At 60.7% G+C, this 13,757-nt stretch carries 12 protein-coding genes and 1 pseudogene; 6 read left to right on the forward strand and 7 right to left on the reverse strand.

The window, feature by feature from the left end; all coding sequences use genetic code 11:
* Positions 1 to 7: 7 nt before the first annotated feature.
* The gene (locus tag Q0859_RS08460) at positions 8 to 880 is read right to left on the reverse strand and encodes a sterol desaturase family protein (protein ID WP_299149727.1); all 873 of its coding nucleotides are present in this window, start codon (positions 878 to 880) and stop codon (positions 8 to 10) included.
* A 126-nt stretch (positions 881 to 1,006) separates the two neighbouring features.
* Here Q0859_RS08460 and Q0859_RS08465 point away from each other — a divergent pair, with 126 nt between their 5' ends.
* Positions 1,007 to 2,161 carry an MFS transporter gene (locus Q0859_RS08465; protein WP_299149730.1) on the forward strand — a complete coding sequence of 385 codons (1,155 nt, stop codon included), beginning with the start codon at positions 1,007 to 1,009 and terminating at the stop codon, positions 2,159 to 2,161.
* Between the two features lie 104 nt (positions 2,162 to 2,265).
* Positions 2,266 to 5,145: an excinuclease ABC subunit UvrA gene (uvrA, locus tag Q0859_RS08470; protein ID WP_299149733.1), complete on the forward strand. Its 2,880-nt coding sequence runs from the start codon at positions 2,266 to 2,268 to the stop codon at positions 5,143 to 5,145.
* A gap of 7 nt (positions 5,146 to 5,152) precedes the next feature.
* Here uvrA and mmsB read toward each other — a convergent pair whose 3' ends face one another.
* The 5 genes and pseudogenes from mmsB to Q0859_RS08490 all read right to left on the reverse strand — a co-directional run bounded on the left by mmsB (position 5,153) and on the right by Q0859_RS08490 (position 10,202).
* Entirely contained in the window at positions 5,153 to 6,025 is an 873-nt protein-coding gene (gene mmsB, locus Q0859_RS21510; protein WP_366523194.1) for a 3-hydroxyisobutyrate dehydrogenase, read from the reverse strand.
* Between the two features lie 87 nt (positions 6,026 to 6,112).
* Positions 6,113 to 7,066: pseudogene (locus tag Q0859_RS21515) on the reverse strand (enoyl-CoA hydratase/isomerase family protein); the annotation flags it as partial.
* The gene (locus Q0859_RS08480) at positions 7,063 to 8,205 is read right to left on the reverse strand and encodes an acyl-CoA dehydrogenase family protein (protein WP_299149737.1); all 1,143 of its coding nucleotides are present in this window, start codon (positions 8,203 to 8,205) and stop codon (positions 7,063 to 7,065) included. The pseudogene Q0859_RS21515 and the gene Q0859_RS08480, both read right to left, overlap by 4 nt.
* A 61-nt stretch (positions 8,206 to 8,266) precedes the next feature.
* Complete coding sequence (locus tag Q0859_RS08485; protein ID WP_299149739.1) at positions 8,267 to 8,701, reverse strand: hypothetical protein; 435 nt, start codon at positions 8,699 to 8,701, stop codon at positions 8,267 to 8,269.
* Between the two features lies 1 nt (position 8,702).
* Positions 8,703 to 10,202: a CoA-acylating methylmalonate-semialdehyde dehydrogenase gene (locus Q0859_RS08490; protein WP_299149742.1), complete on the reverse strand. Its 1,500-nt coding sequence runs from the start codon at positions 10,200 to 10,202 to the stop codon at positions 8,703 to 8,705.
* Between Q0859_RS08490 and Q0859_RS08495 the strand changes: the two genes are divergently transcribed.
* From Q0859_RS08495 to coaD, 4 genes are all read left to right on the forward strand, one after another.
* Positions 10,185 to 10,400: a hypothetical protein gene (locus Q0859_RS08495; protein ID WP_299149745.1), complete on the forward strand. Its 216-nt coding sequence runs from the start codon at positions 10,185 to 10,187 to the stop codon at positions 10,398 to 10,400. The two genes, Q0859_RS08490 and Q0859_RS08495, sit on opposite strands and share 18 nt — an antisense overlap.
* A gap of 24 nt (positions 10,401 to 10,424) precedes the next feature.
* Positions 10,425 to 11,357, forward strand: coding sequence for a LysR family transcriptional regulator (locus Q0859_RS08500; RefSeq protein ID WP_299149747.1), 933 nt, complete (start codon positions 10,425 to 10,427; stop codon positions 11,355 to 11,357).
* 178 nt (positions 11,358 to 11,535) lie between these two features.
* On the forward strand, positions 11,536 to 11,970 hold the full coding sequence (locus Q0859_RS08505; RefSeq protein ID WP_299149749.1) for a CBS domain-containing protein: 435 nt from the start codon (positions 11,536 to 11,538) through the stop codon (positions 11,968 to 11,970).
* Positions 11,971 to 12,034: 64 nt separating this feature from the next.
* Positions 12,035 to 12,526: a pantetheine-phosphate adenylyltransferase gene (gene coaD, locus Q0859_RS08510; protein WP_299149751.1), complete on the forward strand. Its 492-nt coding sequence runs from the start codon at positions 12,035 to 12,037 to the stop codon at positions 12,524 to 12,526.
* A gap of 100 nt (positions 12,527 to 12,626) precedes the next feature.
* Here the strand turns inward: coaD and Q0859_RS08515 are convergent, their stop codons facing one another.
* The gene (locus tag Q0859_RS08515; protein WP_299149753.1) at positions 12,627 to 13,727 is read right to left on the reverse strand and encodes an NADH:flavin oxidoreductase/NADH oxidase; all 1,101 of its coding nucleotides are present in this window, start codon (positions 13,725 to 13,727) and stop codon (positions 12,627 to 12,629) included.
* Positions 13,728 to 13,757 lie beyond the last annotated feature (30 nt).

The raw sequence follows: 13,757 nt of genomic DNA on the forward strand, positions 1-13,757 counted from the left end.
GTCTTTTTCAGTTCTGAAGGGGCGCGCTTTGCGCCGGTTCGACCTCGCGCGGTGCGCCGCCGAATTTTGCGCGCACCAACCGGGTCCATTCCTGGATCGGATATATGTAGATCAGCAGCGGGTTCTTATCCTCGATCCCGGATTCGAGCGCGCCCATCTTTTCGCGGCAGATGCCGGGATAATAATAGGTCCCGAACAGCACATCCCACAGCGGCATCACGTTGGCGATGTTCTTGCCATGGGCCTCGGGCACATCGGCGTGGTGCCAGCGGTGAAACACGGGCGAGGCGATCAGGTATTTCAGCCGCCCGTGATCATAGTCGAGGTCCATGTGCACATACATGTTGTGGATCGAACTCAGCATCACCACGACCGGAATCGCATGGGGGATCTGCATCCAGGTCAGCAGCAGGATATAGCTGAGCGACATCAGCACCGCCTCGAAGAAATGGATCCGGTAGGCCGTAAAGGCGTTCACATGGGTATCCGAATGGTGCGCGGCATGAGTGGGCCAGGCCCACCGGGTGTGCATCAACCGATGGTTCCAGTAATCGACGAAATCCTTGGCCACGATCCCGATGATGCAGACCAGCCACAAAGGCGCGCTGGTCCACAGCGTCTCGGGCAGGGTGGGGATGCGCAGCGCGTCATAAGCACTTTGGGCAAAGGCATTGATATCTTTGTAAAACAGCCAGGCGACACCGAAATTCATGCACCCCACCAGCAGTGTGGCGGCGGTGTTCTGGACCGCGTCGCGGCCGAAGGCGTCGCGCTTTTTGTAGACGGCATACACGATGGCGCACATCAGGAAGGGCACCAGGATCACGTTGATCAGCATGTTGCCGTTGAACACGTTTGCGATGTCGTTCAGGAATTCCATGGCCCATGCCTTTCACACGTGATGGCTGGGGTATGTATGACGGGGCTTTGTGACCTCAGGTGGACGGCAATAAGGCAATTGCGCGGGCGGGTTGCGGTGGGGGCCGTTCGGGGGTAGCGCAGGGGGATGACCGCACGCACCTCCTTTCCTGTCGTTCTCGCCCTTTGGGGCGCGGGCCTGGGCGCGGCGGGCCAATATGCCAAGATCAGCGTGATCTTTGACCGGCTTGACACGGCCTACCCGGATGCGGGCGCGGCGTTGGGCTTTATCGTCTCGCTGGTCGGCTTTGTGGGCATCCTGCTTGGCGTTGTGGCCGGATTGGTTGTGGCGCGTATCCGCTATCGGCGTGCGATGCTGTGGGCGCTTTGGGTCGGGGCGACGGTGTCGCTGTTTCAGGCGACTTTGCCCAGCCTGCCATGGATGCTGGCAAGCCGCGTGATCGAGGGGATGTCGCATCTGGCCATTGTCGTCGCCGCCCCCACGCTGATTGCGCAGTTGAGTGCCCCCAAGGATCGCGGCCTGACCCTGACCCTCTGGAGCACGTTTTTCGGGGTCGCCTTCACACTGCTGGTCGCCTTCGGACTGCCTCTGGCCGATGCCTACGGGATCGAGGCGTTGTTTCTGGCCCATGCGCTCTGGATGGCTGGGTTTGCCGTGCTGCTGACGCTGATCCTGCGCCCGATAGAGGTACCGCCCGAAGGCGCGTTGTCACTGTCGGGGATCATCCAGGACCACTTCACCATCTACCGCTCTCCGCGCATTGCGGCACCGGGGGCGGGCTGGCTGTTCTACACCTTCTGCTTCCTTGCGATCCTGACCGTGCTGCCGCCCTATATCGCACCCGAATGGCGGGCCTGGGTGATGGGGGCGATGCCGCTGACGTCGATTGCGGTGTCGATGACGCTTGGTGTGCTGGCGATGCGGGTGATCAGCGCGGTGGCGCTTGTGCAGATCGGATTTGCTCTCTGTATCGCATCGCTTTTGTGGCTGTGGGTCGCACCGGGGCTGCCAGCGGCCTGCCTTGCCCTGGCGGGCGCATTGGGGCTGGTGCAAGGGGCAAGTTTCGCCGCCGTCCCACAACTCAACAGCAGCGCCGCACATCAATCGCAGGCCTATGGTGCCGTGGCCCAGACGGGCAATCTGGGCAACACGCTTGGAACGCCGGTATTGCTGGTTGTGCTGGGAGTTGCGGGCTTTCCGGGGCTGATCTGGACCTGTATCGCGGTGCTTGGCGGCGGCTTGGCAATGCACGCGTGGATGGCACGGCGGCGTGCACCCTGACAGGTTGTGGCAACAGAACGCATGTTCACATCTTGTTCTCGTTTTTCCATTGGCGGGCGCGTCCTGCCGGACTATGTATGACAGGTTAATTCCGGGGGGCTGACATGGCCGAGCAAAAGAACATCGAAGTGCGCGGTGCGCGCGAGCATAACCTCAAATCCATCGACGTGGACATTCCGCGCGACCAACTGGTTGTAATCACCGGGCTTTCGGGGTCGGGCAAGTCCAGCCTCGCCTTTGACACGATCTATGCCGAGGGGCAGCGCCGCTATGTGGAATCGCTGTCGGCCTATGCGCGTCAGTTCCTCGACATGATGCAGAAACCGGATGTGGATCACATCACGGGCCTGTCACCTGCCATTTCCATCGAACAAAAGACAACGTCGAAGAACCCCCGTTCGACCGTCGGCACCGTGACCGAGATCTATGACTACATGCGCCTGCTGTTCGCGCGCGTCGGCACGCCCTATTCACCCGAGACTGGCAAGCCCATTGAGGCCCAGCAAGTGCAGGACATGGTGGACCGGATCATGGCCCTTGAAGAGAGCACGCGCGGCTACCTGCTTGCCCCGATCATCCGCGACCGCAAGGGTGAATACCGCAAGGAATTCATTGAGTTGCGCAAGCAAGGCTTCCAACGCGTCAAGGTCGATGGGCAATTCTACGAGTTGGACGAACCACCCACGCTCGACAAGAAATTCCGCCATGACATCGATGTTGTGGTGGACCGGATCGTAGTGCGCGAGGGGTTGGAAACGCGGCTGGCGGACAGCTTGCGCACGGCCCTTGATCTGGCGGACGGTATCGCGGTTCTTGAGACCGCACCCGCCGAGGGCGACCCCGAACGCAGCACCTTCTCGGAGAAATTCGCCTGCCCCGTCAGTGGCTTCACCATCCCCGAGATCGAGCCGCGGCTGTTTTCCTTCAACGCACCCTTTGGGGCCTGTCCGGCCTGTGATGGTCTGGGGCACGAGTTGTTCTTTGATGAACGGCTCGTGGTGCCCGATCAGAACCTCAAGGTCTATGACGGCGCGCTGGCCCCGTGGCGCAAGGGCAAGTCGCCGTACTTCCTGCAAACCATAGAAGCCATTGCAAAACATTACGAATTTGACGCCCAGACCAAGTGGAAAGACCTGCCCGCGCATGTGAAACAGGTGTTTCTCTATGGGTCGGGTGACGAGGAATTGCCGTTTCGCTATGACGAAGGCGGGCGCGTTTACCAAGTCACCCGTGTGTTCGAAGGCGTCATTCCCAATATGGAGCGCCGTTACCGCGAAACGGACAGCAACTGGATTCGCGAGGAGTTCGAACGCTATCAGAACAACCGTCCCTGCGGGGTCTGTGAAGGTTATCGCCTGCGTCCCGAAGCCTTGGCCGTGAAAATTGGCCCCTCTGATACGCCTGATCAACTGCTGCACGCAGGCCAGGTGGTCGAGATGTCGATCCGTGAGGCGTTTGAGTGGTGCAACACCGTGCCCGAGCATCTGACGCAGCAGAAAAACGAAATCGCGCGCGCGATCTTGAAGGAGATCCGCGAGCGTTTGGGGTTCCTGAATAACGTGGGTTTGGAATATCTTACACTCTCACGTTCAAGTGGTACGTTAAGTGGCGGCGAGAGCCAGCGTATTCGGCTTGCCAGCCAGATCGGATCGGGTCTGACGGGTGTGCTTTATGTCCTTGATGAGCCGTCGATTGGCCTGCACCAGCGCGACAACGACCGGCTGCTCGGGACGCTCAAGAACCTGCGCGACCAGGGCAACACCGTGATTGTCGTTGAACATGATGAGGAAGCGATCCGCGAGGCCGACTATGTGTTCGATATTGGCCCCGGTGCAGGGGTGCATGGTGGGCAAGTGGTGGCGCATGGTACACCTGATACCATCGCTGCCAATGCGGAGTCGATTACGGGTCAGTATTTGACAGGGGTGCGCGAGATCGCCGTGCCGTCGACGCGGCGCAAGGGCAAGAAGAAGACCTTGAAAGTGGTGAAGGCCACCGGCAACAACCTGCAAAACGTGACCGTCGATTTCCCGCTTGGCAAGTTCGTCTGTGTCACCGGTGTGTCGGGCGGGGGTAAATCCACGCTCACGATCGAAACGCTGTTCAAAACGGCCTCGATGCGCCTCAACGGGGCGCGCCAGACGCCTGCGCCCTGCGAGACGATCAAGGGGCTTGAACATCTCGACAAGGTGATCGACATCGACCAACGGCCCATCGGACGCACACCCCGCTCGAACCCGGCGACCTACACAGGCGCGTTCACCCCGATCCGCGACTGGTTTTCAGGGCTGCCCGAGGCCAAGGCGCGCGGCTACAAGCCCGGTCGGTTCTCGTTCAACGTCAAGGGCGGGCGCTGTGAGGCCTGCCAGGGCGACGGTGTAATCAAGATCGAAATGCACTTTCTGCCCGACGTTTATGTCGAATGCGAGACCTGCAAAGGGGCGCGCTACAATCGCGAAACGCTTGAGATCAAGTTCAAGGGCAAATCCATCGCCGATGTACTTGATATGACGGTCGAGGATGCACAAACCTTCTTTACCGCCGTGCCGTCGATCCGCGAAAAGATGGATGCGCTGATGCGGGTGGGTCTGGGCTATATCAAGGTCGGTCAACAGGCCACGACCCTGTCAGGGGGCGAGGCGCAGCGGGTGAAACTGTCCAAGGAACTGTCGAAACGCTCCACGGGCCGAACGCTCTATATTCTGGACGAACCGACCACTGGCCTGCACTTCGAGGATGTGCGCAAGCTGTTGGAAGTGCTGCATGAGCTGGTCGATCAGGGCAATTCGGTGATCGTGATCGAACACAATCTGGACGTGGTAAAAACTGCTGACTGGATTATCGACATTGGCCCCGAAGGTGGGGATGGGGGCGGCAAAGTGGTCGCCACCGGAACGCCTGAAACGGTGGCGGACGTCGCCGAAAGCCACACAGGCCATTACCTCAAGGCGATGCTGGCCCCCAAGAAGGTCGCGGCGGAATAGGGGCGTTTCAGCCCCGTCCGCGCGTCTCGAACCGGGGCAGCATGGCGCTGAAATCGCGCCCCCGACCGTCTTCGTCCTCGACAAAGGCGCGGTAGAGTTCCAGCGCGCGTGCACCCATGGGCGTGTCGGCATCAACCGCCTCGGCGGCTTGCTGGCTGAGGCCCAGATCTTTCAGCATCAGCTCTGCCGCAAAGCCGGGTAGATAGTCGTTGTCGGCGGGGCTGGTTGGGCCAACGCCGGGGGCGGGACAGTAGGCATTCATCGACCAGCTATAGCCCGATGAGGTGCTGGCGACGTCAAACATCTTTTGCCGGTCCAAACCCAATTTGTCAGCCAATGCAAAGGCTTCGCAGGTGGCGATCATGGTCGCACCAAGGATCATGTTGTTGCAGATTTTCGCGGCCTGACCTGCCCCGGCGTCGCCGCAATGCACAGCCTTCTGGCCCATGATTTCGAATAGGGGTTCGGCGGCGGCAAACCCATTCGCGCTGCCCCCGGCCATGAAGGTGAGCGTCCCGCCCGCAGCACCCCCGATCCCGCCAGAGACGGGCGCATCGACGGCCAGCAGCCCCGCGGCATGGGCCTGTTCAGCCACGGCGCGCGCGCTTTCCACATCGACGGTCGAACAGTCGATCAGGGTTGCACCTGCGCGCATCTGGGGGATGATCGCGTCGGCCACATCGCGCAGGATCGCGCCATTTGGCAGCATTGTGATCACCACGTCCATACCGCGCGCCGCGCCAGCAATATCGGGGGCCTGCGCCACGCCTTTCGCGGTGGTGCCCGCCACGTCAAACCCGGTGACACTGTGCCCCGCCTTGGCAAGATTGGCGGCCATCGGCGCACCCATATTGCCCAGTCCGATAAAGCCGATCTTCATTCCCGTTCCTCCGAGTTGCAGGGCCATTTCCTTGAGTGGCATCAACATCTTGCTGACTGCACTGGTGGGTACGACCATGTCCGCGAACTGCCACTTTGGTGCGCGGTCCTTGTCGATGATGGCCGCCCGGATCCCTTCGAGGAAATCGCCGTGTTCCATCGCGCGCGCGGTAAAGCGGTATTCGAGGTCCAGCGCCTTTTCCATCGACAGCGAAGGGCCGCGCAGACGGTGCAGGGCTTCGATCGTGCAGGCCATTGATAACGGGCTGTTGCGCCCCATCGCCGTGAGTGTGGCGCGGGCGAACTCACTGTCGTCCTGTCGCAGGGTTGTCAGAACATCCCCCAGGGTGCGTCCATGAAAGTGCCGGTCGATGTCAGCCATTTGACCTTGGATCGGGCCGGGGGCAGGGGCAATCGCCGCCGCTTCGAGGGCGGAGACGTCCCCGGTTTTCTCAAGCCCCGAGATCAGGTCCGGCCAGTCGGCTTCGGGTACGTAAAGGTCGGCAAACCCGGCGAAAATCGCATCTGACCCGTTCATCCGCGCGGCTGTCGTGCCTAGGTACTCACCAAGCCGATCCGGGGCGAGGGCCAGCATCAGGCTGCCCCCCACATCCGGGATCAGCCCGATGCCGCATTCGGGCATCGCGATCTGGCTGCTGTCGCCCACCACGCGGTGCGAGCCGTGACAGCCGATGCCGACCCCGCCGCCCATGGTAAAGCCTTGCAGGAAGCTGACGACGGGTTTGGGGTATTGGAAAATCTTGTGGTTCAGCCGGTATTCATCCGCCCAGAATTTTTGACCGTAGGCATAATCACCTTGGGTGCCCGTGGCATAGAGTTCGGCGATGTCGCCGCCCGAGCAAAAGGCGCGCTCGCCTTCGGCGTCGATCACAATGAGGTCCACTGCGGGGTCGGCGCGCCATGTGTCCAACGCCGCCTCGATGGCGAGACACATCTCGTAGGTCATTGCGTTCAGGGCCTGCGGGCGTTGCAGGGTGATGCGGCCCGTGCGGCCCGCGATGCGGATCGAAATATCGTTCATCGGTTTTTCAACATGTCGCGGGCGACGATGACGCGCATGATCTCGTTTGTGCCTTCAAGGATCTGGTGGACGCGCAGATCGCGCACCAGTTTTTCGATGCCGTAATCCGCCAGATAGCCGTAGCCGCCATGGAGTTGCAGGCATTGATCGACGACGCGCGATCCGGCCTCGGTGACAAACTTCTTGGCCATCGCGCAGAACTTGGTCGCGTCCGGCGCCCCCTGATCCAGCTTCCACGCCGCCTGCCGCAAAAAGGTGCGCGCGGCCTGCAACTCGATCTCCATATCGGCGAGGCGGAATTGCAGCCCCTGAAACTGGTTGATGGGCTGACCAAAGGCCTTGCGCTCGCCCATATACAGCAATGTGCTGTTCAAGGCCGTCTGCGCCGCCCCCAAGGAACATGCGGCGATGTTCAAACGCCCCCCATCCAGGCCCATCATCGCATATTTGAAACCCTGACCTTCTTCGCCGACCAGATTGGCACCGGAAATGTTGCAATTGTCGAACTGGACTTGGGCAGTCGGTTGGCTGCGCCAGCCCATCTTGTCCTCAAGCGCGCCAAAACTCAGACCCTCAGTGCCGTCCTCGACCAGCACTGTGGACACGCCCTTGGGCCCATCCTCGCCCGTGCGCACCATGCACACGTAAGCGTCCGAATATCCCCCGCCCGAAATGAACGCCTTGGTGCCGTTGAGGGTGTAGCCCTCGTTCGTGCGCTCGGCCTTGGTGCGCAAGGCACTGGCGTCGGACCCGCTGCCGGGTTCGGTCAGACAGTAACTGAGCACGGTTTGCATCGTCAGCACATCCGGCATCACCCGCGCCTTCATCTCGTCGCTGCCAAAGCTGTCGATCATCTTGGCACACATGTTGTGGATCGACAGAAAGGCGGCGACCGACGGGCAGGCCATGCTGAGCGCCTCGAAGACCAGTGTCGCATCCAGACGACCCAAACCCGCGCCACCTGACGCCTCGGGCACATAAAGCCCGGCGAAGCCCAACGCGCCGACCTCGGGCCAGAGTGTCTTGGGGATGGTGCCTGCGGCCTCCCATTCGCGGGCAAAGGGCGCGATCTGCTCTTGCCCGAAGGCATGGGCCATATCGAAAATCGCGGTCTGTTCCTCTGTCAGGGCAAAGTCCATGACGCCTCCGGGTTGGTGACATTTCCAATTGAACGCATGTTAGGTTTCGATCTTTGCCAGACTATTGCAAGGCAGAGCCACTGGCGCAGGTAAAAAGGGATGCGATGGTGCTTTCGGATTGACCAAGCAGGGCGAGCGCGTTTGCCTCGCTGTCCTGCACAAGCGGCACAACAGCGTCCACATCTGCCCAGGATCGCATGAACATCGCGCTGATCTCTTTGCTGACCGGGGTGGGGGCGACATAGACGACCAGCGATTGCACACCCGCCCCGGCCAGCCGTTCGGCCTTGGTCGCCTGCAATTCCATGAACCGCACATAGTCCTTTTCAAAGCCGGTGATATGCGTCATGTCGACCAGCTGCTTTTGCCCGGCCGCATAATGACGATCCCCCACATAGGCGTGCGACGCCGCCACCGTTTCATCGATGGTTGCAAAGCCTGCATACCGGACCACGACAAGGCCGCGTTCCGGCAATATGCGGAAGGATACGGGCATATTACTCCATGACAGGGATCGAAAATTCGCCACCTTCTTTGATGCCCGAAGGCCAGCGCGCGGTGACGGTTTTGGTGCGGGTGTAGAACTTGAAAGCGTCGGGGCCGTGCTGGTTCAAGTCCCCAAATACGGATTTCTTCCAGCCCCCGAAGGTGTGGTAGGCCAACGGCACCGGGATTGGCACGTTGATGCCCACCATACCGATGTTGATCCGGTTGGCAAAGTCACGCGCCGCATCTCCGTCACGGGTAAAGATCGCGGTGCCATTGCCATATTCGTGGTCCATCGCCAGGCCAAGCGCCTCTTCGTAGCTTTGGGCGCGCACGGTCGACAGGACGGGGCCAAAGATCTCTTGCGTGTATACATCCATGTCCTTGGTCACGTTATCAAACAGGTGTGGGCCGACGAAATACCCATCTTCATAGCCTTGCAGGCTGAAATCGCGCCCATCAACCACCAGTTTGGCCCCTTGATCGACGCCCGATTGCACAAGCCGTTCGATGTTGGCCTTGGCGGCGGCTGTCACGACGGGACCGTAATCCACGTCATTGCCAGAGGTGTAGGGGCCGACCTTCAGTTTTTCGATGCGCGGCACCAGTTTTTCGATCAAGCGGTCCGCAGTCTCGTCGCCCACGGGCACGGCCACCGAAATCGCCATGCACCGCTCGCCCGCGGCACCGTAACCTGCGCCCACAAGGGCGTCGGCGGCCTGATCCATGTCCGCGTCGGGCATGATGATCATGTGGTTCTTGGCCCCGCCAAAGCACTGCACGCGTTTGCCGTTCGCGCAGCCCGTGGCATAGATATATTCCGCAATCGGGGTCGAGCCGACAAAACCGATCGACTGGATCACGTCGTGATGCAGGATCGCATCCACCGCCTCCTTGTCGCCGTTCACGACTTGCAGGATGCCCTTTGGCAGCCCGGCCTCTTCCATCAGTTCGGCCAGCATCAGCGGCACGGACGGGTCGCGCTCGGACGGTTTCAGGATAAAGGCGTTGCCGCAGGCAATTGCGGGCGCAAACATCCACATCGGGATCATGGCCGGGAAGTTGAATGGCGTGATGCCAGCCGTGACGCCAAGCGCCTGACGCATCGAATACATGTCGATACCGGGGCCGGCGCTGTCAGTATATTCGCCTTTCAGCAGGTGGGGCGCGCCGATGCAGTATTCCACAACCTCAAGCCCGCGCTGCACGTCACCTGCCGCATCGGGCAGTGTCTTGCCATGTTCACGGCTGAGCGCCTCGGACAGCTTGTCCATGTCGCGGTTGAGCAGATCGACGAACTTCATCATCACCCGCGCCCGGCGTTGTGGATTGACGGCGGCCCAGGCGACCTGTGCCTTGGCCGCAACCTCAACCGCGTGCGCCACTTCGTCAACGGACGCGAGTGGGACCTTGGCCTGCACCTCGCCTGTGGCCGGGTTCATTACGTCTGCGAACCGACCTGATGTGCCTTTGACGTGCGCGCCGCCGATATAGTGAGTGAGTTCCTGCATGATGTCTCCTGCGGTGCGCGGATGCGCGTGTGGGCTGTAAGGACGGATATCTGTGCGATCCGTGTTGAAGTTTATGATAGTCTTGCAAAATGCGGGGTAAAAGAGGCAACTGAGCAAAACCGTTTTGCATTTTTGCAGAATGGAGAAAGCGAAAAGGTTTGCAAAGTGATCCGGTCACCTTTGCAAACCGAAATCTGACTTTGCAAACGGAAGGGGCTGACTTTGCAAACCCGGTGGGACGATCTGCGCCTGTTTCTGGCGGTGGCCCGTGCCGAAACCCTGTCGGGGGCCAGCAAGGCCGTGCGCTTGGACGCCGCGACGCTTGGGCGACGCGTGGCCCGGCTTGAGCGGGATTTGAACACGGTCTTGTTCGTGAAATCACCGCAGGGCTATGCGCTCACCGATATGGGAGAGCGGTTGATGATCCGTGCCCAGGCCGCCGAGGTGGCGGTGCGGGCGGCGACGGATGATGTGGCGGGACATGACGGGGCAGCGGGGAATGCGCGCTCTGCGGCGTTGAGCGGCCAAATCCGTATCGGTGCCCCGGATGGCTGCGCGAATTTTCTGTTGCCGCAGGTGTGTGCTGATCTCAGCGCGCGCCACCCGGATCTGGACATTCAGATTGTGGCCCTGCCACGTGTGTTCAACCTCTCGCGCCGCGAGGCGGACCTTGCCATTGCAGTCAGCGCGCCCACGGCGGGGCGGCTGACCGTGCAGCGGATCACGGATTACAAGCTGCACTTTGCGGCAGGTGCGCAGTATCTTGACAGCGCGCCGCCGATCCGAACCTTGCGTGATCTGCAAGACCACCGGATCATCGGCTACATCCCCGACATGATCTTTGACCGCGAGCTGGACTATCTTGCGGATGCGGGCCTGCCGCGTGTGGCGCTGACCTCCAATTCGGTCTCGGTGCAGTTGAACCTGCTGCGCCAGGGTGGCGGGGTCGGGGTCGTGCATGATTTTGCGCTTGATGCGGCTCCGGATGTGCGGCGCATTCTGCTGGATGCATTTTCGATCACACGCAGCTTTTTCCTGATCCGGCACGCCGCGGATCAGGGGCAGGGGCGATTGAGCCGTTTTGCGACGCTGCTGACACATGGGTTGCGCACAGAGGTGGCGCGGTTGGAAAAGGCAGCAATCGAGCGTGTCTAAATGATTTTATTACAGATGGTTGCGCGTGATTTCTAAAGTTGCTTTTCCATATCAGGGCTGTGCCGGGTGAGGCAGGCCCGGATCGGCAACAGACCGCACCGTGGCCACGACAGGCTTGACACAGACCGGGTCGGGACACGACGCTGGCAATGATCACGCCAAGTTGAAGGACCCTCACATGCTCGTCCACCAGATTCTCAAGTCGAAATCCGACGATGCAGTTGTCACCGTCAAACCCGCCACCAAGGTCTCTGAGGCGGTGCAAATCCTGGCCGAGCGCAAGATCGGGACGGTCGTTGTGTCCTCGGACGGGCACAACGCCCAAGGCATCCTGTCGGAGCGGGACGTCGTGCGGGTGCTGGCCAAGCGGGGCGGGGCGATCCTGAACGATCCGGTTGAAAAGTTTATGACGTCGAAACTGATCACCTGCCAGCGCAATGACAGCGCCGATGACGTATTGCAGCAAATGACCGAAGGTCGGTTCCGCCACATGCCGGTGGTCGAGGAAGGCCAGCTTGTCGGCCTCATCACCCTAGGCGATGTGGTCAAAGCGCGGCTGACCGAGTTGGCGATGGAAAAAGACGCCCTTCAGGGTATGATCATGGGCCACTGAGCCGACTTGCGTTCCGCCAGCGTTAATGGTGCAGTGCGCTGATCAAGACTGACGGAGGCGTCCCATGCGCATCGGCCTGTATCCTGGCACATTCGACCCGATCACATTGGGCCATATCGACATTATCCGCCGCGCCAGTCCGATGGTGGACCGCCTTGTTATCGGCGTTGCCATCAACCGCGACAAAGGCCCGCTGTTTTCGCTGGAGGACCGGGTCGCGATGATCGAGGCCGAATGCGCCAAGCTGAGCGAACAGACCGGTACCGAGATCATCGCTCACCCGTTCGAGAACCTGCTGATTGATTGCGCCAGCGATGTTGGTGCGCAGATCATCTTTCGCGGCCTCCGCGCTGTGGCGGATTTTGAATATGAATTTCAAATGGTTGGCATGAACCGGCAGCTGAATGATAGTATCGAGACGGTGTTCCTGATGGCCGAGGCCGAACATCAGGCGATTGCGTCAAAGCTGGTCAAGGAAATCGCGCGCCTTGGCGGTGACGTGAGCAAATTCGTGACACCGCTGGTGAACGAGGCGATGCGCAAGCGGTTTGGGTAAGGGGCCTACGGGCCCGTTTTTTGAACCAGCGCATGGTGGCGCAACGTGCGAATGCGCCGCGTTTGTTGTGACGGTCGCGTCAACGGTGCGGCATTTCCATTCAAGAAGCGCCGACAAAGAACCCGTATTGCTCGGCCAGAACGTGGCGTGTGTCGACGCCCAATTCTGTTGCAGCCCGAAACGTCCAATGCGGATCGCGCATCATTTCGCGCCCCAACAGGACGATGTCGGCTTTGGAGGACCTGATCAATGCGTCTGCTTGCGCTGCATCGGTGATGCCGCCCACCGCCATGACCGCAAGGCCTGTGGCGTCCCGGATGATGCCTGCCATGTCCGGCTGCTCAGCGGTTCTGTTGCCAATTGCGCCGCGTGCCTCCGGGACTGCGCCACCCCCCGAACAATCAAGAATATCCACACCACGATCCCTTAGCCACAAACCGACCTGTGCCGTGTCCTCCAGCGCCAATCCGCCTTGGGCGAAATCGTGCACCGACAGCCGCACCGACAGCACTTTCTGTGTTGGCCAAACTGCGCGGACCTTTTCAACTGTTTCCAGCAGGAACCGCGCGCGCCCACGCAGATCACCGCCATATTCGTCGTCTCGGGTATTGACCAAAGGCGTCAGGAAGGAATGGAGCAAATACCCGTGTGCGCAGTGCACTTCCAGAAGGTCATATCCGACCTCCAGTGCCAGCTTGGCAGAGTGGACAAACTGATCCTGGATGTCGAGGATTTCGGCAACGGTCAACGCCTCGGGTGCTTTCCACAGACGCGCGCCATCGGGATCAAAGGCGTCGGATGTAGGTCCGACATTTTGCCAGCCGTCGGGATCATCCATGTCAAGATGGCTGCCACCCTCCAGCGCCGTCGCAGCACTGCCCTTGCGTCCCGAATGCGAAATCTGCGTTCCGGTTACAGCGCCAAACTGACGCTGGAACGCGACGATGGGTTTCAGCGCCTCGACCTGCGCATCATTCCAAAGCCCGGCACAGCCTTGCGAAATACGCCCCTTGGAGGATACGGCGGTACATTCGGCCATGATGAGCCCAACGCCACCTGCGGCCCGCGCCCCCAGATGCACCATGTGCCAGTCAGCCGCGATGCCATCGGTCGAGCTGTATTGACACATCGGCGACATCCCGATGCGGTTCTTGAACGTCACGCCATTGATGCGCAGCGGTGAGAAAAGTGAGGCGGTCATGGTGTCATCCCGATTGGTTTACATGTGTCG

Origin of the sequence: uncultured Tateyamaria sp. (genome assembly GCF_947497045.1) — a bacterium.
Lineage (GTDB): Bacteria > Pseudomonadota > Alphaproteobacteria > Rhodobacterales > Rhodobacteraceae > Tateyamaria.

Coding starts and splice junctions, on each gene's coding strand:
- Q0859_RS08460 (WP_299149727.1), bottom strand. CDS start 880: ATGGAATTCCTGAACGACATCGCAAACGTGTTCAACGGCAACATGCTG.
- Q0859_RS08465 (WP_299149730.1), top strand. CDS start 1,007: ATGACCGCACGCACCTCCTTTCCTGTCGTTCTCGCCCTTTGGGGCGCG.
- uvrA (WP_299149733.1), top strand. CDS start 2,266: ATGGCCGAGCAAAAGAACATCGAAGTGCGCGGTGCGCGCGAGCATAAC.
- mmsB (WP_366523194.1), bottom strand. CDS start 6,025: ATGAAGATCGGCTTTATCGGACTGGGCAATATGGGTGCGCCGATGGCC.
- Q0859_RS08480 (WP_299149737.1), bottom strand. CDS start 8,205: ATGGACTTTGCCCTGACAGAGGAACAGACCGCGATTTTCGATATGGCC.
- Q0859_RS08485 (WP_299149739.1), bottom strand. CDS start 8,701: ATGCCCGTATCCTTCCGCATATTGCCGGAACGCGGCCTTGTCGTGGTC.
- Q0859_RS08490 (WP_299149742.1), bottom strand. CDS start 10,202: ATGCAGGAACTCACTCACTATATCGGCGGCGCGCACGTCAAAGGCACA.
- Q0859_RS08505 (WP_299149749.1), top strand. CDS start 11,536: ATGCTCGTCCACCAGATTCTCAAGTCGAAATCCGACGATGCAGTTGTC.
- coaD (WP_299149751.1), top strand. CDS start 12,035: ATGCGCATCGGCCTGTATCCTGGCACATTCGACCCGATCACATTGGGC.
- Q0859_RS08515 (WP_299149753.1), bottom strand. CDS start 13,727: ATGACCGCCTCACTTTTCTCACCGCTGCGCATCAATGGCGTGACGTTC.